Annotated in this window: 17 protein-coding genes and 1 tRNA gene; 6 read left to right on the forward strand and 12 right to left on the reverse strand. The window is 70.9% G+C overall.

The annotated features are described in order from the left end of the window. Window positions 1–234: 234 nt before the first annotated feature. From ACH5AC_RS05090 to ACH5AC_RS05110, 5 genes are all read right to left on the reverse strand, one after another. Entirely contained in the window at window positions 235–648 is a 414-nt protein-coding gene (locus ACH5AC_RS05090; protein ID WP_398860243.1) for a hypothetical protein, read from the reverse strand. A 9-nt stretch (window positions 649–657) separates the two neighbouring features. Then, window positions 658–1,416: a hypothetical protein gene (locus tag ACH5AC_RS05095; RefSeq protein ID WP_398860244.1), complete on the reverse strand. Its 759-nt coding sequence runs from the start codon at window positions 1,414–1,416 to the stop codon at window positions 658–660. Window positions 1,417–1,708: 292 nt separating this feature from the next. Beyond that, window positions 1,709–1,799: transfer RNA gene (locus ACH5AC_RS05100), tRNA-Ser, on the reverse strand. A 682-nt stretch (window positions 1,800–2,481) separates the two neighbouring features. Further along, window positions 2,482–3,051 carry an RICIN domain-containing protein gene (locus tag ACH5AC_RS05105; RefSeq protein ID WP_398860245.1) on the reverse strand — a complete coding sequence of 190 codons (570 nt, stop codon included), beginning with the start codon at window positions 3,049–3,051 and terminating at the stop codon, window positions 2,482–2,484. Window positions 3,052–3,540: 489 nt separating this feature from the next. Then, a complete protein-coding gene (locus ACH5AC_RS05110) occupies window positions 3,541–5,427 on the reverse strand; it encodes a trypsin-like peptidase domain-containing protein (protein ID WP_398860246.1) in 1,887 nt (628 codons plus the stop codon). A 257-nt stretch (window positions 5,428–5,684) separates the two neighbouring features. Here ACH5AC_RS05110 and ACH5AC_RS05115 point away from each other — a divergent pair, with 257 nt between their 5' ends. From ACH5AC_RS05115 to ACH5AC_RS05125, 3 genes are all read left to right on the forward strand, one after another. Then, on the forward strand, window positions 5,685–6,515 hold the full coding sequence (locus ACH5AC_RS05115; protein WP_398860247.1) for a glycerophosphodiester phosphodiesterase: 831 nt from the start codon (window positions 5,685–5,687) through the stop codon (window positions 6,513–6,515). Between the two features lie 211 nt (window positions 6,516–6,726). Further along, window positions 6,727–7,365: an ATP-binding protein gene (locus tag ACH5AC_RS05120; RefSeq protein WP_398860903.1), complete on the forward strand. Its 639-nt coding sequence runs from the start codon at window positions 6,727–6,729 to the stop codon at window positions 7,363–7,365. Window positions 7,366–7,466: 101 nt separating this feature from the next. After that, window positions 7,467–8,456: a DUF5926 family protein gene (locus ACH5AC_RS05125; protein WP_398860248.1), complete on the forward strand. Its 990-nt coding sequence runs from the start codon at window positions 7,467–7,469 to the stop codon at window positions 8,454–8,456. A gap of 249 nt (window positions 8,457–8,705) precedes the next feature. On the opposite strand, the gene ACH5AC_RS05130 is transcribed toward ACH5AC_RS05125, so the two are convergent. Together ACH5AC_RS05130 and ACH5AC_RS05135 are read right to left on the reverse strand one after the other, a co-directional pair. Further along, window positions 8,706–9,236, reverse strand: coding sequence for a hypothetical protein (locus ACH5AC_RS05130; protein ID WP_398860249.1), 531 nt, complete (start codon window positions 9,234–9,236; stop codon window positions 8,706–8,708). 55 nt (window positions 9,237–9,291) lie between these two features. Further along, a complete protein-coding gene (locus ACH5AC_RS05135) occupies window positions 9,292–9,951 on the reverse strand; it encodes a bifunctional DNA primase/polymerase (protein ID WP_398860250.1) in 660 nt (219 codons plus the stop codon). Between the two features lie 503 nt (window positions 9,952–10,454). Between ACH5AC_RS05135 and ACH5AC_RS05140 the strand changes: the two genes are divergently transcribed. From ACH5AC_RS05140 to ACH5AC_RS05150, 3 genes are all read left to right on the forward strand, one after another. Then, window positions 10,455–11,966 (forward strand): PP2C family protein-serine/threonine phosphatase, encoded by a 1,512-nt coding sequence (locus ACH5AC_RS05140; RefSeq protein ID WP_398860904.1) that lies wholly within the window; start codon window positions 10,455–10,457, stop codon window positions 11,964–11,966. Window positions 11,967–12,129: 163 nt separating this feature from the next. Beyond that, complete coding sequence (locus tag ACH5AC_RS05145; RefSeq protein ID WP_398860251.1) at window positions 12,130–13,602, forward strand: aminopeptidase P family protein; 1,473 nt, start codon at window positions 12,130–12,132, stop codon at window positions 13,600–13,602. Between the two features lie 13 nt (window positions 13,603–13,615). Continuing rightward, window positions 13,616–14,971, forward strand: a complete 1,356-nt coding sequence (locus ACH5AC_RS05150; protein WP_398860252.1) for a PLP-dependent aminotransferase family protein — start codon at window positions 13,616–13,618, stop codon at window positions 14,969–14,971. A gap of 175 nt (window positions 14,972–15,146) precedes the next feature. Here ACH5AC_RS05150 and ACH5AC_RS05155 read toward each other — a convergent pair whose 3' ends face one another. The 5 genes from ACH5AC_RS05155 to ACH5AC_RS05175 all read right to left on the reverse strand — a co-directional run bounded on the left by ACH5AC_RS05155 (window position 15,147) and on the right by ACH5AC_RS05175 (window position 20,817). Beyond that, on the reverse strand, window positions 15,147–15,983 hold the full coding sequence (locus tag ACH5AC_RS05155) for a triphosphoribosyl-dephospho-CoA synthase (protein ID WP_398860253.1): 837 nt from the start codon (window positions 15,981–15,983) through the stop codon (window positions 15,147–15,149). Window positions 15,984–15,991: 8 nt separating this feature from the next. Beyond that, window positions 15,992–16,975: an intradiol ring-cleavage dioxygenase gene (locus ACH5AC_RS05160; protein ID WP_398860254.1), complete on the reverse strand. Its 984-nt coding sequence runs from the start codon at window positions 16,973–16,975 to the stop codon at window positions 15,992–15,994. Window positions 16,976–17,074: 99 nt separating this feature from the next. Continuing rightward, on the reverse strand, window positions 17,075–19,744 hold the full coding sequence (locus ACH5AC_RS05165) for a SpoIIE family protein phosphatase (protein WP_398860255.1): 2,670 nt from the start codon (window positions 19,742–19,744) through the stop codon (window positions 17,075–17,077). Between the two features lie 468 nt (window positions 19,745–20,212). Next, window positions 20,213–20,695, reverse strand: coding sequence for a DUF3618 domain-containing protein (locus ACH5AC_RS05170; RefSeq protein WP_398860257.1), 483 nt, complete (start codon window positions 20,693–20,695; stop codon window positions 20,213–20,215). After that, entirely contained in the window at window positions 20,692–20,817 is a 126-nt protein-coding gene (locus ACH5AC_RS05175; protein ID WP_398860258.1) for a hypothetical protein, read from the reverse strand. Before ACH5AC_RS05175 ends, ACH5AC_RS05170 begins: the two co-directional genes overlap by 4 nt. Between the last annotated feature and the right edge of the window lie 133 nt (window positions 20,818–20,950).

Raw genomic sequence — 20,950 nt, forward strand, 5'->3', positions numbered from 1 at the left:
GGTCGCTCGGCGTGCGGGCCACAGCATCGCGGTCCTTTACCGCTTCTACGCCAAGGGCAATTCACCGCAACCAGCAGGGTGCGAACAGGTAGATTGAGCGGGCCCTTGAAGCAACAGAAGGGGACTGAGCTACCAACACCCTTCTTCCCTCTGATCCGGTCTACCAAAAAAAGGGGGCGCTTCGCACGAAGCACCCACTCTTGCGTGACAGTTAATGTTTCACGCCAGCCCCTATTACAGATATTGCCGTATCAGCTCAATGTCGCGCCGATCTTTCTCGCGACCCACACCGTTGTCCATAAATTTCAGTTTCCATTCAAGCACCCGCCTCAGAGGCATGAATCTGATACCCTCGATAATTTCAGCTTCCGTGATCAAAGTGTCTACAGGATAGCCAAACCAGCCATCCAAGATCTCGATTGCCCCGCCAGACAAGACCACATGTTGCGCATATCCCAGCGGTGCGGCTTCTGGATGACCCAACTCTAGCGCCCTACTCCAGGCCACACTTCCAGCCACCACGTCGATGTCTCCAATATCTCGCCTGAGACCGTGCGCGAACATAGGCCCACTTCCAGCGATCACGTAATCTTCTACCGGAAGGCTCAACGACATGAGCTGCTGAAAGAAAGGATGTTCGCGCACCATGTGGACCTCCTAGAGAGGCGATAGACCGAGCGCCAGCCTAGTGATACTGGACGCCGCAAGGGCAGCCGCCACGCTCACCAGTGTTCCGATCAGGTAATAGTCCCCGACCAGCTTTCCGCCTTCCCTGGCACCGGGAGCGCGCGCAAATGACTTTGCCGTTACCACTAGCGCGGCAGCCTCGGGGCTCCCTACAACAAGAAAGGAGAAGAGGAGAAATCTCTCAACCCATCCAATATGAGGCCCGACCTTGATGAATTCCTCTACACTGCCTGGGAGATCTCCGGAGGCAATCTTTGCCCGAATCTCCCTGATGAGAGGAGCAACGGTTGAGCCGATCAGAAACTGAAATCCGAACACGGCCAATAACAAACCAGAAACGGTAATCAAAAATCGATCATCACCTTCCACTATTGTGCGCATCTGTTCCAATGCCGCATGCCACCCCAGATACAGCAGAAGGAACGACGCCACAGCAGCCCCGACTGTCGCCAGATATCTCACCGGAGTCATAGTCGGCGTCGGAATCCAGCTCCAATCCACGGAGGAGCTACTCCACGGCCTCATGAATATGGCCACACACGCGGTCAGCAGAATGAGACCAATCAATGCGAGCCATGCATCGAAATCACGACTCTGGGGCAGTAAAACAACGGCCCCATAAAGGCCAGTAAACCCGACTCCGTATGCGGGCATTTTCTTGAACCAGCCCAAACCTGCTGGCACGGATAAGGCAGCAAGCAGGCCAATCGACGTGCGAGCGAACTCCACGGGCAGTCCCCTCCATCTGGCCATGTCACCTCGGCTGCCGTGTGCTTCCGAGCTTCTGGCCACCTCAACAGTCACCCGGCAGGCTAGCCGGTGCTCCCCTCAGCGAGGGAACCGCGAACCGTCGCATGGTCAGCAACAATGGCTTCCAGGCAAGCCGAATGGTGGTCCACGCCTGGTCCACACGCACTGATCCACAACGCAACAGGGCCGGATCAAGGTGAGACAGGCCCCACGTAGAAGGGGTGTCCCTCATTGAGGGACACCCCTTCTGACCTGCAACGTCTCTGACCTGCGGAGGCGGTGGGATTCGAACCCACGGGGACGCTTTCACGTCCCTACGGTTTTCAAGACCGTTCCCTTAGGCCGCTCGGGCAACCCACCTCGCCCCGGCCCACCAGGGGCGGAGCGGGTACAGCGTACCGGCCCGGCGCGGTTCGCGGGGGCCAGGACCGTGATCCCCGATCGCGGGAGCGACCCGCGGCGTTGATGTGCTGTCGGCCTGATCCGGCTGGTGCGAGCCTCGGGCCAGGGGGTGGCGGAGGCGCGGAGAACGATTGAGTGGCATCCGCCCTCAGACGCCGTCCGCTTTCCGAACGTGATCGTTTGGTTCGGGCTGGGTGGGCATGAACTCCGGTCGGCGGCAGGAAGTCCACCTGCAGTTTCGCCCGCAGAGTGGCAGGTGGGGCGGGAATCGCTGCCTGGTCCAGCATGGCTGGAAGGGCGGGACGGCCGGCCTGAGCGGCTACTGCCACCGGCAGATCGATGCTGTGCGCTACGTGGCTGACAACGGCGTGAAGTCTCCGTCATGTCCGAGCCGTTGCACGGGATGCGGTCCGGCCGGTCCGCCGCGTTCCCGAACCGGTGCACGAGACAGTCACACGTCCGTGACGGCGACAGGGCCTCCTGGGACCGCTCGGACGGGATCACACCTCCGAACTACCAAGGGGCCCTGGCCTTCGTGCACCGCCCTGCCGCGATCACCCGATCAGGAGCCCTTTTCGACCAGACAAGCCCGCTGATCGGTAAGCAGAAGACTTCTGAACGAGCTACCCGCGAAGTACGGAACTAGAGGAGCTTCCATTCCTGCCAGGGCCGGTCGCTGGCACACGTCTGCTGGACCACGACGGCCCCGTTGGCCAGGCTCCCTCCCGCGACCTCCATGCACTTGCCGCTGTGGCGGGCGACCAGACTGAAGTAGCCGTTGGGCCGCTGGACGAGCTTCCATTCCTGGTTCGGCTGGCCATTGCAGTGCCACTGGTAAACCCTCGCCCCGTTGGCTTGGCTCCCTTGTGTGACGTCCAAACACTTGCCGCTGTGGGAAGCGCGGATGGTGTAGTAGCCGTCGTTGAGGCTGTCGCCAACAGCGGTGAAGATGAAGGTCTGGTTGCCGGGCGCGTTGTAGCAGGTCCACTGCTGGACGGACGCCAGGTCGGCGGTGCTCGCGTCCTTGACATCGAGGCACTTGCCGCTGTGGTTGACCATCAGCTTCGTGGTGAACGGGGCCCGGGCCGAGGCCGTGGCGGTGGTGGCGGAGTTGGCGTTCGCCGCGGGCGCGGCGATGAGGGCGGCCAGCATCGTGCCACTGGCCGTCAGAGTGCACAGGCCGGCGGCGAGGACTCGTTTGGGTGCTTTCACGGCGATCTCCCTTGCAAGGCCGCCCTTTCGACTTGGGCGGCACCTGCATCTTTATACAGCGAGTAACATTGATCTCACGCTAAGTAATCGATGTGTCGCTCGCCGTCGGCCGGGCCCGTTGCACTTCACCGCCACGGGCGGGACGCTTCATGCCGGCCCGCGCCCGGCTGCTGTCCCCGGACCCCGGGGCCTGGTTCTTCCGGGATACGCCGCTCATCACCGCCGGGCCGGACATTCTCGCCCTGATGCGGAACTGCATGCGTGGGCCAACAGTGAGCAGGCGTACGAGCACGCGCTACGCGCTCTCGCCGCAGGCCGCGCGTTCGTGTTCACCGCGACGGACTGCGACGCCCGGCACCCCCGCAAGCCCCCCCGTGTTCTACCGGACGGGCTACGACGCCCGGTACAGGTGCCTTGGGCCGCTCCGGCGACCCACCCCGCGCCGCCGATCGCCTGGATCGCAGGCGGCGCGGGAGGTGGGCTCGGTTGTCAGCTGTCGCCGGTGCGGGAGGCCAGGGTGACCTCGACCGTGTGGGTCTTGCCGTCGCGCTCGTAGGTGATCGTGACCTTGTCGCCGGGCTTGTGGGTCCAGATCTCGCCGATGAGGGTCGGGCCGCTGTCGATCACCGTGTCGTCGAGCTTGGTGATGACGTCGCCGGGCTTGAGGCCGGCCCGGTCGGCGGGGCCGCCCGACTCGACCGCGGCGGAGCCGCCCGCGCCCTGCTCGGTGATCTTCGCGCCGCCCGCGGAGTCGTCCAGGGAGACGGAGGCGCCGATCTTGGCGTACACCGGCTCGCCGGTCTTGATCAGCTGCTGGGCGACGTACTTCGCCTGGTTGATCGGGATCGCAAAGCCCAGGCCGATCGAGCCGGACTGGCCGGAGCCGCCGAAGCCGCCACCGCCCGTCGACTGGATCGCGGAGTTGATGCCGATGACATTGCCCTGAGCGTCCAGCAGCGGACCGCCGGAGTTGCCCGGGTTGATCGACGCGTCCGTCTGCAGCGCACTCATGTAGGACGCGTTGCTGCCGGTGCCGTCGCTGGAGGCCACCGGGCGGTTCTTGGCGCTGATGATGCCGGTGGTGACCGTGTTGGACAGGCCGAAGGGGGCGCCGATCGCGATCGTGGAGTCGCCCACGGCCACCTTGTCGGAGTCGCCCAGGGGGAGCGGCTTCAGGTCCGAGGGGGCGTTCTTCAGCTTGATGACGGCGACGTCGTAGCCCTGCGCGTGGCCGACGACCTCCGCGTCGTACTTCTTGCCGTTGGCGAACGTCGCCGTCACCTTGCCGCCGTCGACCGCGTCCGCGACGACGTGGTTGTTGGTGACGATGTGGCCCTCGGTGTCGAAGACGAAGCCGGTCCCGGTGCCGCCCTCGCCGCCGCTGGACTCGGCCTCGATGGTGACCGTGCTGGGCAGCGCCTTCGCGGCGACCGCGGCGACCGTGCCCGGGGCGTACTTGACCGAGCCGCCGGAGTCGGAGGCGGAGACGGTGGTGGAGCTGGTGCCCTCGTCGTTCTTGGCCAGCGTGTAGCCGAGGCCGCCGCCCAGGCCGCCCGCGACCAGCGCGGCCACCAGGACAGCGGCGATCAGGCCGCCCCGGCCCGACTTCCGCTTCGGCACGGGCGGCTGGGGGTACGGGGCACCGCCGCCCCAGCCGGCTCCCGGAGCACCGGGGCCAACCGGGGCGCCGGGGCTGCCGTCGCCGTAGGACGGGGCGCCCGGGTGCGGCGCCGGGGGCGGCCAGGCGCCGTCGGCGGCTGCGCCGTAGGGGGTGGGGCCCGGCTGGGGTCCGTGGGGGCCGTTCGGGGTGCCGTAGTTGGGGGCGGTCGAGCCGTAGTGGGGCGCGGTCGGACCGTCCTGGGGAGCGGCGGCGGAGGGGGGGCCGTAGTGGGGAGCGGGGCCGCCCTGGGGCGCCTGGCCGGCATGGGCGGCGGCGTTCGCGGGGTCGGGAGCCGCGCCCGGCGCCGGGTACTGCGGCGCCGTGGACGCCTGCGCGGCGGTCGGCGGGGGCCAGCCCGCCTCGGCGGCGCTCGGCCCGGGAGCGCCTGCCTCGGCGGTGCCCGGCGCGGGGGTGCTCGCGGCGGGCGTGCCCGGGGCCGCCGCGCTCTCAGCCGACGTGGCCGAACCCGCGCCACCCGCAGCTTCAGCGCCCTCCGCCGCGCCGTCCCGAACCGCCGCGTCGGAAGCCGCGTCGGCCTCCGCACCCTGCGTCACCGTGGGAAGCGGTGTCGTCGGAGCCGAAGGCTCGTGCGCGGTCGTGTCGGACGGGGTCGCCACGGAGGGGTCCGTCTGCGCGGCAGCCGCGGGAGATTCCACCGGCACGGGGGGTGCAGACGGGGCGGGGGGTACCGCGGTGCCCTCGTTCTCGGTGCTCACAGCTTCTCTCCTCGATCCACGGCTGTTTCGTCGGTCGCACTGGGTCGCACTGGATCACGCCCGTTCGCGCTTGTCGTCGACCCGGCGCGCTGCAGCTGTGCATGTGCATGCTTGTACTGGTGTACGCCTCAGCTTTTCCCACGGGCCGTCAGAGCACCATAAGCGGTGGCTGTGGGTGTGAAGCCAGTCTTTATGGCGGACATTCAGCGCATTATGCCCGCTTCTTAGGAACATCTCACGAGTGGCACCATGACGCGGTGACCCACGCACGGCAGCAGCACCCCATCCAAGTCGTCGCTCACCGAGGCGCCTCCGAGGACGCCCCCGAGCACACCCTGGCCGCGTACCGCAAGGCGATCGAGGACGGCGCGGACGCCCTCGAGTGCGATGTGCGGCTGACCGCGGACGGACACCTCGTCTGTGTGCACGACCGCCGCGTCAACCGCACCTCCAACGGCCGCGGCGCGGTCTCCGCCCTGGAGCTCGCCGACCTCAACGCGCTGGACTTCGGCTCCTGGAAGGCGCGGGAGGCGGTCCGCACGCGCGACGAGGAGCCCGACTGGGAGTTCCGCCCGGAGGACGAGGAGCACACCTCCGTACTGACCCTGGAACGGCTGCTGGAGCTGGTCTCGGACGCCGGGCGTCGGGTGGAGCTGGCGATCGAGACCAAGCACCCGACGCGCTGGGCGGGGCAGGTCGAGGAGCGGCTGCTGGTGCTGCTGAAGCGGTTCGGGCTGGACGCGCCGGCCACGCCGGCCGAGTCGGCGGTGCGGATCATGAGCTTCTCGGCGCGCTCGCTGCACCGGGTGCGGGCCGCCGCGCCGACCCTGCCGACGGTCTATCTCATGCAGTTCGTCTCGCCGCGGCTGCGCGACGGGCGACTGCCGGCCGGGGTCGACATCGCGGGCCCCTCGATCCGGATCGTGCGCAGTCACCCCACGTACGTGGAGCGCCTGAAGCGGAACGGTCACCAGGTGCACGTCTGGACGGTGAACGAGCCGGAGGACGTCACCCGGTGCGTCGAGCTCGGCGTCGACGCGATCATCACCAACCGCCCGCGCGCGGTGCTGCGCCAGCTCCGCACATGACTCGTCACCCTCCGTCCGCCACCTTCCACCCTCCGTCCCCACACGTCACAGAAGTCCCAAAAGCGTCGTCAAGTCCCACGCACACCCCTTGACCCCCACACGAACCCTCCACCATTCTCCGTATCCACAGCTTTCGGCCACATCATCGAATTCCAGCCGCTTCCTCACGGGGAGTGCTCCGGCGCGTTCGATCCGTAATCGATCGGTGCGAATGCGTCACCGGACATGGATTGGCCGGTTTCCGGTACAGGCCAATGGGGCATCCACACCGTGGCGTGGGGCGAAGGAGGTCTCGGGGGTGGCGTTGGTGGTGGCACAGGAGGTGCCCACGTCGTCGAGCATGGCCGTACCCCATGGCCCTGCGGGCGTGGGGGAAGCGAGACACCGCATGCGCGAACAGCTGCGCAGCGGCGGGGTGTCGGAAGCGGTCATCGACGATGCCGTACTGATCCTGTCCGAACTCTTGAGCAATGCCTGCAAGCACGGCCGGCCGCTGGGCGACGCCCTGGCCGGGGACGGCGACGTCCGGGCCGCATGGCGCGTGGACCCGGGCGGACGACTCGTCGTCGAGGTGACCGACGGCGGCGGCCCGACCCGCCCCGCCCCGGCCACCCCGTCCGTCACCGCGCACGGCGGCCGCGGGCTGAACATCATCACGGCCCTGGCCGACGACTGGGGCGTACGGGACGACATCCACGGCGAGGTCACGGTGTGGGTCGTCGTCCACGCCGATGTGCACGACCCGGACGCCGTCTGCCGCCGCGACGACTTCGCCTCCCGGATCACCGCCCCGTCGGTGGCGTCGATACCCGAGCTGGACTTCGCAGAGGCGTTCGAGGATCTCGACTAGTTCGACCACTCGCCCCGCGTTGTCCACAGGGTCCGGTGACTTTCCGTAGGAGCGGCTAGGCTCCCGGCGTACCAGACGAGCCGCACCCGGGAGACACCCAGATGGCCAAGAAGCGACCCCAGACGAAGGCCCAGCGGCCGCAGATCACCGGCGGGGCCAGCGCCGGAGGCGCTGACGGAGACGTGCCGGTCGTCGGTGCCCGTGAGCCCTGCCCGTGCGGCAGCGGCCGGCGCTACAAGGCGTGCCACGGCCGGGCCGCCGCGCACGCGGTGACCGAGCTGGTGCAGCGTCCGTTCGAGGGGCTGCCGGGCGAGTGCGACTGGGTGGCGCTGCGTGAGCTGGTCCCGGCGGCCACGGTCGAGCTGGCGCTGAAGGACGGCCCGCCCGAGGGCGTCCCGTCGGTCACGCTCGCCACCGTGCTGCCGATGGCGTGGCCGGCCCTGCGCCGCGACGACGGCTCGGTCCTGCTCGGCCTGCAGAACGACACGTCGTCCGGCGACATCAGCCGCGACCTCGCCGACACGCTGCAGCGCGCGCTCGCCGCACAGCCGGGCACCCCCGTGCAGGCCCGCCGGGCGCCCGCCGACGGTCCGCGGCTGCAGGACCTGCTGGACCCGGAGGGCGTTTTCGAGCCGGTCGTGCACAGCGGTTTCGAGTTCTGGGTGCCGGACTCGGAGAACGCGACGCCGGAGGTGGCCGCCTCCCTGGAGCGGGCCAACGCGGCCGCGATCCCGACAGTGAAGCTGTCCGGCGTGGACGCCGCGTACTGGTGCGAGACCTCGGACAAGAACCACCTGCGCTGGGTCATGCCGCACCCCGAGGAGCAGCTTCTGGACGCGCTGGCGCGGCGGCACGCGGCGGGCCGGTCCGGCCTCGGCGAGGGCACCCGCCTGGTGGGCTCCTTCCGGGCGCACGGCCTGACGGTTCCGGTCTGGGACCTGCCGACCGGGGTCTCGGCGGACGACATCGAGAAGCCGGCCGCCGAGTTCGCCGAGCGGCTGGCCGCCGCGCTGGCGTCGGACGCGCCGCTGACCCCCGACGAGCGCCGCGCGCGCGGCGGGCTCACCAACCGGCAGGTCACGCTCAGCTGACGCCCGGCCGACACCGGCAGGTCGGCCGGAGGAGGTGACTCCGCTCACAACTGCCGTGTGCGCAAGGCGAGTCGGAGCCAGAAAGCGCCGCTCAGCGGGTGTCCGGAAAGCCGACGGAAAACGAGAGATCGAATTTGCTTGGGGCCGATCTCTTGTTACCTTTTCAGTAGCCCGGTTGCTGGTGCATCCCCCGTCGCCAGCAACCGGGTCTTTCCGTGCCCGGCCGCGTGTACACAACGGCGGCGGGCGTCAACTCCCCGTGTCCGAGCCGGAGTTGCTCCCCGAGCGCAGCAGCAGGGGCGCGTCGGGCGCGGTGTCCGCGAACTCCGCCACCGCGGTGTACCGGTCCGGCGCCCCCCGTGTCGGCTCCCGTGGGGTCTCACAGCTCGCCGGCTCGTCGTGAGCGCTTACCGTGCACCACATCTGCACCGTGCGCCCGCCCGGCCCCATCAGGCTCAGCGCGGCGTCCAGGGCGCGTCCGGTGGCGTTGCGGTAGTACGTGCGCGCCCAGGTGTCCGCGCCCTGGGTGAGGACGCAGGTCTGCGCCTCGACACCGTCGGGGGAGGCCAGCTCGGGGCCGCAGCGGGCGGCGGTGGCCAGACCGGGGTCCAGCAGCCTGTGAGACTCGGGCCGCGGCACACGAACGGCCGTACGGTCGGACCGTACGGCCGTGTCGCTCGCGTCACTCCCGCCGCCCACCCGCCCCGCGGACGCCGCCGCCAGCGGCACCAGGATCGCGCAGGCCGCCACGGCGCCGAGGGCCGGCAGACGGAGGTTCATAGGCGGAAGATAGCCAGCCGGCCCGCGCGTTCCGCCCCGCGCGCGCCCGACACCCCTACAACTCGGGCGCGCTCACACCCGTACGAGTGAGGGCGTCGACGACCGCGTCCACCACGGCCTCCACGTCGGGCACCCAGGGCGATGCCGAGCCGGGCAGCGGGGCGCGCTCCCAGCGGATGGCGCCCTGGCCGGTCTCGGACGGCGGCAGGGCGAGATAGCCGCCCTCGCCGTGGAAGCGGAGGGAGCCGGGGACGAAGTCCTTGGCGTACAGCAGTTCGCCCAGCTGTTCCATGGAGTAGGGCTTCACCAGGATCGCCCAGCGGTTCGGAGAGGCGATCACCGGGCCGAGGCGCATGCCCTGGCGGTCCAGCGCCACGAGCGCGCGGGATGCCGGGACGGCGGGGAGGCTGACGGCGCAGGGCGCCTTGCCTCCGGTGGCCAGGACGATCGGGGCGGCCGGCCGGTTGGTCCACCACCAGCGCACCATGCGGGCGTCGGTGGTGGCCGCGAGCAGGCCGGGGTCGAAGGGGTGGGCGCCGGGCACCGCGCACTCCGGGTCCGGGCAGCCGCAGCGGGAGTTCTCCTGCGGGTCCGCCGCCACGCCCGGGAGTACGGGCCACCGCCATTCCGTCGCATAGGTCAGGGCCGCGCTGATCAACCCAGGCTTCCCGTCACCGCGCAGGAGCCTGCGTCGCCTTCCGAGGATCTCGCGCATGAGCGCTCGTTCCTTTCCGTTGCACCGCTGGCAACACCGTGGGCCACATCACACCATGTGTCGATCACTGCACTGTGCGTACCTTTTGGCGCATCACACCCCTGCCGTGGGCAAGGAGAACCCCTATGGGTCGAGCGTTTGGCTGCCTCTGCCGCAGCCTCGTCCATGCCGCGTCTGTCAAAAGCATGGGCGTGGCGTGGGGTGGCGAAGTCTGGCGTTTTGCCGTCCCGCGTATTTCTCTTCGCCTCCGCACGGGAGGATGGGGCGCGGTCGTCGGTGGCTAAGACGCCCGGGTCCGCCACCAGGTTCCGGGCGGCTGTCAACCGCCCCTGGCCTTCTCCGAGTACGTACCCATCACGACCGCTGTGACGCTCCGTGGAGCAAGGCCAGTCGACCGCAATAACGCGTTACCCGAGGCAGTTTTAAGCCAACTTTGCCTTTGCGCAAGGCCCGTACGGCAAGTGATCCGGTTACCCATGGACACCAGGAATCCCCGCAGGACAATGCTGGACATCCCCTCACGAGTGCGTGTACATGTGGAGACACTGCTAGCGGTGCAGAATGACATGGGGGTTTGCGATGCTTTTGAGCAATACGCACCGGTCCGAGAGCCGGACACCATGAACGCCCCTCACCCTCCGAAAGTGGCCGGAATCGATTCAACGGTTCCCTCGCCCGCACACACTGTCGCGCCCGCGCCCACGGCCACGGGTACCGCACCGGTCCCCCCACCGAACGACCCCGGTGCCCTCCTCCAGGACCGCCTCGCCGGCTGGGTCTCGGACCTCACGACGCTGCACGAGCTGACCGAACGCCTGGCCCGTACGAACTCCCTGAACGACGCCCTGCAAGAGCTGCTGAGCGCCGGCGCCGCCCTTGTGGGCGCCCGGCGCGGTCTGGTCGTGCTGGAACCCGCCGACGGACTCGGCCCCGACACCACCATCGGCCTCGGCCTCGGCCGCGCCGACCTCGGGACCATGGAGACCGTGCCGCGCAGCGCGCTGTCGTACGGGCGGATCCTCGACGGACTGCCCGGCGGGGACAGCGAGATCGCCCAGCCCGACCTGTTCGCGGAGGACGGTCTCGACCCGCGCCAGCGCGAGGTCGCCGCCCGTCTCGGCTACGCCGCGAGCTACGCCCTCCCCCTCACCGGCGAGTCCGCCGGCCGCCTCGGCGCCGCCGTCTGGCTGTACGACGAGCCCGCCGAACCGGTGGAGCGCCGGCGCCACCTGGCGGGGCTGTACATCCGCTACGCCGTCGAGCACCTGGGCCGGCTCCGCGAGGTCGAGCGCACACGCGCGTGCATGGCGACGATCGCCGAGGAACTGCTGCCCGCGCGCCTGCCGAGGGTGGCCGGGATGCAGCTGGCGGCCCGGCACCGCACCGGCCCGCGCGGGGGCGGCGACTGGTACGACGCGCTGCCGCTGCCGGACGCGGCGCTCGGCCTCGCGGTCGGCTCGGTCACCGGCTCCGGCCCGAGCGCGGTCGCCGCGATGGGACGGCTGAGGGCCAGCCTGCGGGCGTACGCCGTGATGGAGGGCGAGGACCCGGTCGCCGTGCTGTCCGACCTGGAGCTGCTGCTGCGGCTCACCGAGCCCGCCCGCTCGGCCACCGCGCTGTTCGCCTACTGCGAGCCCGCGCCGCGCAAGATCACCCTCGCGGGGGCCGGGCACTGCCCGCCGCTGCTGGTGGGGACGCGGCGCACGGAGTTCGTGGAGACCACCGTCTCCGCGCCGCTGGGCATGCTCGCGTGCTGGGAGGCGCCGAGCGTGGAACTGGCGGCCGAGCCGGGCGAGACGGTTCTGCTGTACACCGACGGGCTGCTGCACCGGACCGGGGAGCCCGTCGACCGGGCGTTCGCCCGGCTGCACGCGGCGGCCGCCGGAGTGCCGAGGGGGCTGCGCCACGACCCCGACGCGATCGCCGACCATGTGCTGCGGACCGTGCTGCCGGACGGGCTGGATCAGGCCGACAGCGACGAGGACGTGGTGTTGCTGGCGGCTCGCTTCGAGTGAGCCGCCACCGAGCCGCCACCGAGTACTCATAACGGGCTTCCGGTCATGGTCATAACAGGTGTGCTCGACCACCCCGCAAAACACCCTGTAACAGGTCTTTCGCCCCTGGGCCCCCTTCCGTACGACCGTACGATGGAGGGGGTCCAGTGCCGTATCGAGGAGGATGACCGTGGCCGAGGAGCTCACCCCGGAGACCCCGGAGGAGACCGAGGAGCCCATCAAGCAGCGGAAGAACGGCCTGTACCCGGGCGTGTCCGACGAGCTTGCCGAGAACATGAAGTCCGGCTGGGCCGACACGGAGCTGCGGGACCTGCAGCCGATCGCGCAGGCCGCCGAGACCGCCGCCCGGCGCACCGCGCTGTCCGCGCGTTTCCCGGGCGAGCGCCTGGTGATCCCGGCGGGCAACCTGAAGACCCGCTCGAACGACACCGAGTACCCCTTCCGCGCCTCGGTCGAGTACGCGTACCTCACCGGCAACCAGACGGAGGACGGCGTCCTCGTCATGGAGCCCCAGGGCGAGGGCCACACCGCGACGATCTACCTCCTGCCGCGCTCCGACCGCGAGAACGGCGAGTTCTGGCTCTCCGGCCAGGGCGAGCTGTGGGTCGGGCGGCGGCACTCGCTGAGCGAGGCGGAGAAGCTGTACGGCATCCCCGCCGCCGATGTGCGGGAGCTGGCCGACAAGCTGCGTGAGGCCGCCGGTCCGGTGCGGGTCGTGCGCGGCTACGACGCCGGCATCGAGGCCGCGCTGACCGACAAGGTCACCGCCGAGCGCGACGAGGAGCTGCGCGTCTTCCTCTCCGAGATGCGGCTCGTCAAGGACGGCTTCGAGATCGGCGAGCTGCAGAAGGCCGTCGACTCGACCGTGCGGGGCTTCGAGGACGTGGTGAGGGTTCTCGACAAGGCCGAGGCGACGAGTGAGCGGTACATCGAGGGCACGTTCTTCCTCCGCGCGCGCGTGGAGGGCAACGACGTCGGCTACGGCACCATCGCCGCGGCCGGGCCGCACGCGTGCACGCTGCACTGGGTGCGCAACGACGGGCCCGTGCGCTCCGGTGAGCTGCTGCTGCTCGACGCGGGCGTCGAGACGCACACGTACTACACCGCCGACGTCACGCGGACGCTGCCGATCAGCGGGCGGTTCTCGGAGATCCAGAAGAAGATCTACGACGCGGTGTACGAAGCCCAGGAGGCCGGGATCGCGGCCGTGCAGCCGGGCGGGAAGTACCGGGACTTCCATGACGCGGCGCAGCGGGTGCTGGCCGAGAAGCTCGTGGAGTGGGGGCTGGTCGAGGGGCCCGTCGAGCGGGTGCTGGAGCTGGGGTTGCAGCGGCGGTGGACGCTGCACGGGACCGGACACATGCTGGGCATGGACGTGCACGACTGTGCGGCGGCGCGGACCGAGACGTATGTCGAGGGCGTCCTGGAGCCCGGAATGTGCCTGACCGTCGAACCGGGGCTGTACTTCCAGGCCGATGACCTGACGGTGCCTGAGGAGTACCGGGGGATCGGGGTGCGGATCGAGGACGACATCCTGGTCACGGAGGACGGGAACCGGAATCTGTCGGCGGGGCTTCCCCGGCGGTCTGATGAGGTCGAGGCGTGGATGGCGGGTCTGAAGGCGGTCGCCGGCTGATCTGCCGTCCGGCGTGGACCTGCATCTGGAAGTGCTGTCGGTCGACGGGCGTCGTGTGGGGCTTGAGCGCGCCCTGCGCGACGCCGTCCGCGAGGGGCGGCTGGCTCCCGGGGAGCGGTTGCCGGCGACGCGGCGGCTCGCCGAGGAGCTCGGGGTTGCGCGGAACACCGTCAAGGCCGCGTACGACCAGCTCGTGGCCGAGGGATATCTGACCGCTCGGCAGGGGTCGGGGACCCGGGTCGCCTCGTTGCCCTCTTCCCGCGCCGCGCCGCCGCAGGCCGCCGCACGCGCGCGTGAGCCGCTTTTCGATCTGCGGCCCGGGAGTCCGGATGTCGGGGCGTTTCCCGCCGCCGCCTGGTCGCGGGCGCTGCGGCGGGCGATCGCCCGGGCGCCTTCGTTGGCGTACGACTACGGCGATCCGCGCGGGCGGGTCGAGCTGCGGGCCGCGCTGTCGGGCTATCTCGGTCGGGCCCGCGGGGTGGTCGCGCCGCCGGAGCGGATCGTGATCACCTCGGGGTATGTGCAGGGGCTGGCGCTGCTCACACGGGTGCTGGAGGGGGCGACCCTTGCCATGGAGGACCCTGGGCTGCCGTTCCACCGGGAGGTCGTGCGGCGCAACGGGGGGCGTGTGACGGCCGTTCCGGTCGATGAACGGGGGCTGGTCGTCGGCGAGTTGGGGGAGGCGGCCGCTGTCGTGGTCACGCCGGCGCATCAGTATCCGACCGGAGTGACGCTGCATCCCGAGCGGCGGCGGGCGGCGACCGACTGGGCACGCGCGCGTGCGGGGCTGATCGTCGAGGACGACTACGACGGGGAGTTCCGCTACGACCGGCAGCCCGTCGGGGCGTTGCAGGGGATGGCGCCGGGGCAGGTCGTCTATCTGGGGACCGCATCGAAGACGCTGGGGCCCGCGCTGCGGCTGGGGTGGATGGTGCTGCCGCCGCACCTGGTCGACGCGGTCGTCGACGCCAAGCTGCACAGCGACCACCACACCGAGTCCATCGGGCAGTTGGCGCTCGCCGACCTGATCGACAGCCACGCCTACGACCGTCATGTACGCGCGTGCCGACTGCGGTACCGGCGGCGCCGGGATCTGCTGCTGGAGCGGTTGGGGGCGCGGCGGGGTGTGCGCGGGATCGCGGCCGGGCTGCACGCGCTGGTGGAGGTCGGCGACGAGGCGGAGGTCGTGGCGCGGGCGGAGGCGGCGGGGCTCGCGGTGGGGCGGCTCGGGGAGCACTGGCACACGGCGGACGTTCCGGGACGGCCACAGGGGCTCGTGGTGGGGTACGGGACGCCCCGGGAGGGGGCCTATCCGAAGGCGTTGGAGGTGCTGGCCGGGGTGCTCGACGGGGGCGAACTGGGCCGGTGAAGGGCTCGTGGAGTGGTGCTGTTGAGGGCGCGCATGGGCGCCTGGCGTCGGGGACATGACCTCGCCTGCCTCATCCCATCGGCCGCTCGTACGCGCCCAGTTGAGCAACTCCGACGGCGACGGCGCCTACAGCGACCGTCTGCAGGGCGCCCGCCGGCGAACACGGGCAGCGCCCTCAAGCGACCCGCGCGCGCGGGATGACAACCGGCAGGGCGTCCACGAACAGGGCGCCCGCCAGGAGGCCCGCGCTGCCGCGTGGGCTCCACGCGCGTGTGTGCAGGTCGGTGTCGAGGGCGGTGAGCGCCGCTCGGCCGGCCTGGGTCGCCGTGCCGCCCGCCGCGAGGACCTCGCGGGCGGCGGCCTGGACCTGGCGCAGGCCGGACGGGCCGGCCGTGTGCAGGAGTTCGGTGTCCTGGAGGGTGGACATCACGGTGAGCAGGGCGTCCAGGCGGGCCTCGTCCTCCGTGGCGCCCGCCGTGCGCGCCGTGTCGAGCGCCGTGAGCGCCCGGCGTACGTGGGGGAAGCCGGCGCGTGCCTCGCCGCGGGCGCCTGCCGCGCCGTAGCGCGCCGACACGGTCGAGCCGCGCGACGGGCGGCGGGGCACCGCCCGGTCGGGGTGCGCGGCGATCCGCTTGGCGATCGCGGTGACCTCGGTGCCCCGTGCGCGCCGGTCAAGGGCGGCCGCCGCGACCAGCAGGCCGAGCGTCCACAGGGCGCCCCGGTGGCCGCCGCCTGCCAGGCCCAGCGAGTGCTCGGTGCACCGCCCGATCGCGCCCAGCTCGGCGCGCAGCCGGGGCGTGGGCTCGCCGGTGCGGCGGGCGGCGGCGGCCATCGCCGCGAGGCCGGGTGCGAGCGCCTTCGCCGACCAGCGCAGGGCGCTGTGGTCCCGGCGGGTGGTGCGGGCGGCGAGGTCGCGCGGGTCGGGCAGGCCGGGCTTGGGGGCCAGGGCCAGCTGTCCGGTGAGCGCGGCCACGGCGGCCCGGGCGAGCGTCTCGTCCTCGCGGCTGGTCATGGCCGCGCCTACGAGGACGCCGAAGCGGACGACTCGGACGACTCGGACGCCGCATCGCTCGGCGGGGCGCCCGTGGGGGGCTCGCCGGTGGGAGGCTCGCCGGTCGGGGGCTCACCGGTCGGAGGTTCGCCGCCCCCGCCGCCGCTGCCCGCGCCCGTGTTCTCGGCGTCCGGATCGATGCCCAGGGTCAGGAAGCCCTTGTAGCCCTTCGACGGGTCGGCCTTCTTCACCGGCTCCAGGGTGAGCAGGCCGCTGGCGGCGCCGCCACCGTCGTAGACCATGTCGTCGTCGAGGGTGGTGTAGCTGCCGGAGTGCTGCGCGTAGGGCTCCAGGGTGAAGATCTGCTGGGCGACGCTGTCGTCGAAGAACAGCTGGCCGGTGAAGTTGACCTTGCCGCCCTCGTAGGTGCCGTCCGCCTTCTCGCCACCGGTGTGCACCTTGACGTGGATGTGGCAGGTGCGGGGCGTGTACCAGCCCGGGAAGATCGTCTCGAACTTGACGACCCCGTTGGCGTTGGCGACCTGGTAGCCGCGCAGATAGGTGTTGTCGTTCGCGGTGGAGCCGTCCTCGCTCTCGGCCGGGGCCGAGCCGCCGGGGTTGGCCGTGGTGTAGCCGGAGTAGTAGCCCCAGGCGTCGCAGTGCCAGATCTCGACGGCGGCGCCCGGCACCGGGGTGCAGCCGTCGGTGGCGTCGACGACGGTGAGCCGCAGGGTCAGCGGGACGCCGCTCTTGCCCTCGGTGATGTTCTTCCTCACCAGCGCACCGTCGAGGTAGTACGGCCCTTCGGTGACGCTGGACATGAGCGTCATGCACGTGCCGCCGGAACTCGTGGCCGAGGCGGTCGCCCCGGTGGCCGTGGTCGTGCTGGTGGCCGTGTCGGCGAACGCCACCTGGTACCCGGCGACGGCCAGCCCGCCCGCCGCGACCGTGCCGCCGGTCACCGCGAGGGCACGGCGCCGGGTGATGGAGGTGTCTTTGTGGTTTCCCGTCATGGGCATGAAGCTAGGCACGCAACCCGTCAATGACCTGGGCCGAGGCTGGGAGCCGGCTGTGAGCCGCCCGTGGTTGGCCGGGCCTCAGCGCTGCCGTCGTCACCACTCCGGGCCCTCCCCTTGGGCGAGTTGGTCGATCAGCGCGTCGCCCAGGGCGGCGAGGGACGTTTCCTCTGCTCCGTCGTACAGCCGCTGCTCGCTCCAGATGACCTTCCCCCGGGCCGTGTACCGGGTGCCCCAACGCTCAGCGACTTGGGCGACGAGGAACAGGCCGCGGCCGCCCTCGTCCGTCGTGGCCGCGTAGCGCAGGTGGGGTGCGGTGCTGCTGGCGTCGGAGACCTCGCAGATCAGGCCGCGGCTGTGCAGCAGCCTGACCTGAATGGGCTCGCCGGCGTAGCGGATGGCGTTGGTGACCAGTTCGCTGAGGATCAGCTCGGTGGTGAATGCGATCTCCTCCAGGTCCCACTCCGCCAGCTGCCGGGTGACGTCGGCGCGGACCCGGGAGACGGCCGCGGGGTCGCGTGGTACGTCCCAGACGGCGACCTGGCCGGGGTCCAGGATCCGCGTGCGGGCTACGACCAGCACGATGTCGTCGCTGGGGCGGGCGGGCCGCAGCGCGTCGATGACCGCCTCGCAGGTCTCCTCCGGTGCACGGCCGGGCTGGGCGAGGGTGCCGCACAGGAGATCGAGGCCGACATCGATGCCGCGGTCGCGGTGCTGGACGAGCCCGTTGGTGAAGAGCGCCAGCCCGCTGCCCTCGGGCAGGCGGAATTCGGCGGCCTCGAAGGGGAAACCGCCGAGACCGAGGGGCGGCCCGGCGGGCAGATCGAGGAACTCCACCCGCCCGTCGGGGTCGACGAGGGCAGGCAGAGGGTGACCGGCACGCGCCGCGGTGCACCTCCCGGAGACCGGGTCGTAGATGGCGTACAGGCAGGTCGTACCCGTGATCTCCAGCTCGTCGGCCTCCCGGCTCCGGTCGATCTCCACGACCAGCTCGTCCAGGTGCGCCAGGAGGTCGTCGGGCGGGAGGTCGAGAGTGGAGAAGTTGTGGACCGCGGTCCGCAGCCGTCCCATCGTGGCCGCGGCGTGCACACCGTGGCCGACGACGTCGCCCGCCACGAGCGCGACGCGCGCGCCGGGCAGCGCGATGACGTCGAACCAGTCGCCGCCCACCCATGGCGCCGGCAGATAGCGGTACGCGACGTCGAGAGCGTCCTGCTCGGGCAGGCAGCGGGGCAGCAGGCTGCGCTGCAGGGTCGCCGCCGTGGTGTGCTCGCGGGTGTAGTTGCGGGCATTGTCGATATGGACGGCGGCCCGCGTGACGATCTCCTCGGCCACCGCCACATCGTCCTCCTCGAAGGGCTCGGGCCGCTCCGACCGCCAGAAACTCGCCACGCCCAGCACCACGCCTCGTGCGCGCAGCGGAACCGCGATGACCGAGTGGACCCCGTGGGCGAGGAGTCCTCCGACACGCTCGGGCTCCTGGCTCCGCCACTCGTCGGCGGAGTTCAGGTCCGCCTCGAGAACCGCCCGGCCGCCCGCCAGACTCCGCCCCTGCGGCGCGGTGGGGCGGAATCGGACCAGCTCACCCTCCGGGTAGAGGGGGTGGTCCGCACGGATACCGCCGATGGCCGCTCGGCGCATCTCCGCGCCCGAGCGCGGCTTCTCGCCCTGCGGGACCGGTTCCGCCAGGTCGACCGCGACGAAGTCGGCGAACCGCGGGACCGTCACTTCCGCCAGCTCCCGGGCCGTTCGCCCCACATCCAGCGTCGTTCCGATGCCGACACTCGCGTCGTACAGCAGCCGCAGCCGCTCCTTCGCCACCGCGACCCGACCCGCGAGCACCTGCAGCTCAGTGGTGTCCCGCAGCGTCGCCACGCCTCCTGGCGGCCCGCCGTCCAGATCCGTGGGCCGGTGGTTCACCGCGAGCAGGCGGTCACCCGCCGGATGCACCTCGTCGGTGGCGACCCGGCCCGAGATCAGCAACTCGGCGGTGCGCGGCTCGAGATCGAGCTCGCTGATGTGACGCCCCTCGGCGTCCGGGGGCAGATCGAGCAGCCGCTGCGCCTCGTCGTTGGCCAGCAGAACCCGGCGGTCACCTCCGACGATCACCACGCCCTCACGGACGGAGTGCAGGACCGCGTCGTGGTGCTCGTACATCCGGGTCATCTCGGCCGGACCCAGGCCATGGGTCTGCCGCCGCAGGCGCCGGCTGATCAGCGCCGCCCCGCCCGATGCGAGGGCGAGCACCCCGGCGGCGGCACCCAGCACCGCAGGAAGCTGGCGGTCCACCACCTCGTCCACGCTCTCAACCGTGATCCCGACGGACACGAGGCCGATGACCTGGCCGTCGGTGTCGATGACGGGGACCGTCGAGTCGACGGCGAGACCCAGGCTTCCCTCGAAGGTCGATGTGAAGGACTTACCGGCCAGCCCCTCGTCGTACGTGCCGAGGACGTGCTTCCCGATCATGTCCGGATCGGGATGGGTGATACGGAGACCCGCCGGAGTGAACACCACGACGTAGTCGACGTGTGACAGCTTCCGGGCCGCTTCGGCGCGCGGTTGCAGCACCGCGGTCGGGTCGTCGCTCTTCAGGGCCTCGCGCACCGCCGGGGAGGAGTTGACGAAGGTCTCGGCGACGGCGAGCGACCGGTGCCGGGCCTCCTGCGTGCTCTCGTGCCTGGCCTGCCACATCAGCGCCAGCACGGCGACAACCACGAGCAGCACGACGACCGTCAGCTGAAGGACGAACACCTGACCGGCCACGCTGCGCAACCTCAGCCAGGAGCGCGGGCGCCTTCCCGGCGACGGCGGTTGGGCCCCGAGACCGTGGTCACGCTCGTGCTGGATCTCCTGCTCGCCTTCGGACGCCGGACGCCCGCGTCGACGGTACGAACCGCGACCTGTGAACTGGCGGAGCCATGAGACCAAGAAGCGACCGGAATGTCTGGTCACATCCACATTCCTAGCACTATGAGAAGCCGGAGGCGCGACATGATGCGCGGCTGCCCGGCATGCCGCGTCGGTCGCGGTCGCTGCGAGTGCTGCTCCCTCCCGTTCCGGTCGGGCGGCGGACAGCCGTGGTGCCGGAGCGGTCCACGGCGGCTCTGACCGCTGGGGCGCCCTCGTCGTGGCCCAGCCCCCTCCACGTCTACGTGAACACCGCCCCGGCGATCACCCCGCCGGCGGCGCCGAGCGCAAGGCCCACGGGCTTGTAGGCGATCTTCGACGCCTTCATCGCCGCCTCCCTGCGCGTCGGCGCCGCAGCAGCACCAGGGCCAGCAGCCCGGCGGCAGCCGCGGCGAGCAGCGGTGCGCGATTGCCGCGTACGGCCCGGACCGCCTGACCGGTCTTCTCCCGCACCGGCTCGGGGGTCTTCTCCTGCAGCGCGTGCCCTGCGTGAGTGGCCTTGTCGCGGACCTGCGCCGCGGTGTGCGTCGCCCTGTGCCGCACCGGCTCGGGCGTCTTGTCCCGCACCGTCTGCGCGGCGTGGGCCACCTTGTCCCGCACCAGGGTGGCGACGTGGCCGGCCTGCTCCTTCGAAGCGGCGGCCATGTCCTGGACCTTCGCCTTGACGTCGGCCTTCTCTGCCAGCGCCTCGACGGTCTCGCCCAGCTCCTCGTGGGTCTGTTCGACTCGCTCGCGCAGTTCTTCGGGCGTACGGGCTTCGGGCGTCCGGGCTTCGTCGCCCTGCGGCTTGTCCTGGGAGTCGGTCATCGCTTCGCCGTCTCCTTGATCTCGGTGATGTCGTCCTTGATCCTGCCGACGGTGTCCTGCGGCACGGGAGATCCGGCCCTGTCGTTCTCCTCCTTGCCGAACGCGGCCATACCGGCGGCCATCAGGGCCGGCGCCCCGGTGAGGATGCGTCATTGCTGCCTGCGCGTCACCGGCTCCTCGGAGCGGGGCTGCACCGCGCCCTGCCCGGTTGTGCACCAAGTGGTCATGTGTCATCCGTGTCGGTTCGCGTACCCG

Origin of the sequence: Streptomyces sp. NPDC018693 (genome assembly GCF_044391385.1) — a bacterium.
Lineage (GTDB): Bacteria > Actinomycetota > Actinomycetes > Streptomycetales > Streptomycetaceae > Streptomyces.

Excerpts from the sequence above, each read along its gene's own strand:
- ACH5AC_RS05090 (WP_398860243.1), bottom strand. The coding sequence starts at position 648 with ATGGTGCGCGAACATCCTTTCTTTCAGCAGCTCATGTCGTTGAGCCTT.
- ACH5AC_RS05120 (WP_398860903.1), top strand. The coding sequence starts at position 6,727 with ATGCGTCACCGGACATGGATTGGCCGGTTTCCGGTACAGGCCAATGGG.
- ACH5AC_RS05125 (WP_398860248.1), top strand. The coding sequence starts at position 7,467 with ATGGCCAAGAAGCGACCCCAGACGAAGGCCCAGCGGCCGCAGATCACC.
- ACH5AC_RS05130 (WP_398860249.1), bottom strand. The coding sequence starts at position 9,236 with ATGAACCTCCGTCTGCCGGCCCTCGGCGCCGTGGCGGCCTGCGCGATC.
- ACH5AC_RS05135 (WP_398860250.1), bottom strand. The coding sequence starts at position 9,951 with ATGCGCGAGATCCTCGGAAGGCGACGCAGGCTCCTGCGCGGTGACGGG.
- ACH5AC_RS05140 (WP_398860904.1), top strand. The coding sequence starts at position 10,455 with ATGCTGGACATCCCCTCACGAGTGCGTGTACATGTGGAGACACTGCTA.
- ACH5AC_RS05145 (WP_398860251.1), top strand. The coding sequence starts at position 12,130 with ATGACCGTGGCCGAGGAGCTCACCCCGGAGACCCCGGAGGAGACCGAG.
- ACH5AC_RS05155 (WP_398860253.1), bottom strand. The coding sequence starts at position 15,983 with ATGACCAGCCGCGAGGACGAGACGCTCGCCCGGGCCGCCGTGGCCGCG.
- ACH5AC_RS05160 (WP_398860254.1), bottom strand. The coding sequence starts at position 16,975 with ATGACGGGAAACCACAAAGACACCTCCATCACCCGGCGCCGTGCCCTC.
- ACH5AC_RS05170 (WP_398860257.1), bottom strand. The coding sequence starts at position 20,695 with ATGACCGACTCCCAGGACAAGCCGCAGGGCGACGAAGCCCGGACGCCC.
- ACH5AC_RS05175 (WP_398860258.1), bottom strand. The coding sequence starts at position 20,817 with ATGGCCGCCGGTATGGCCGCGTTCGGCAAGGAGGAGAACGACAGGGCC.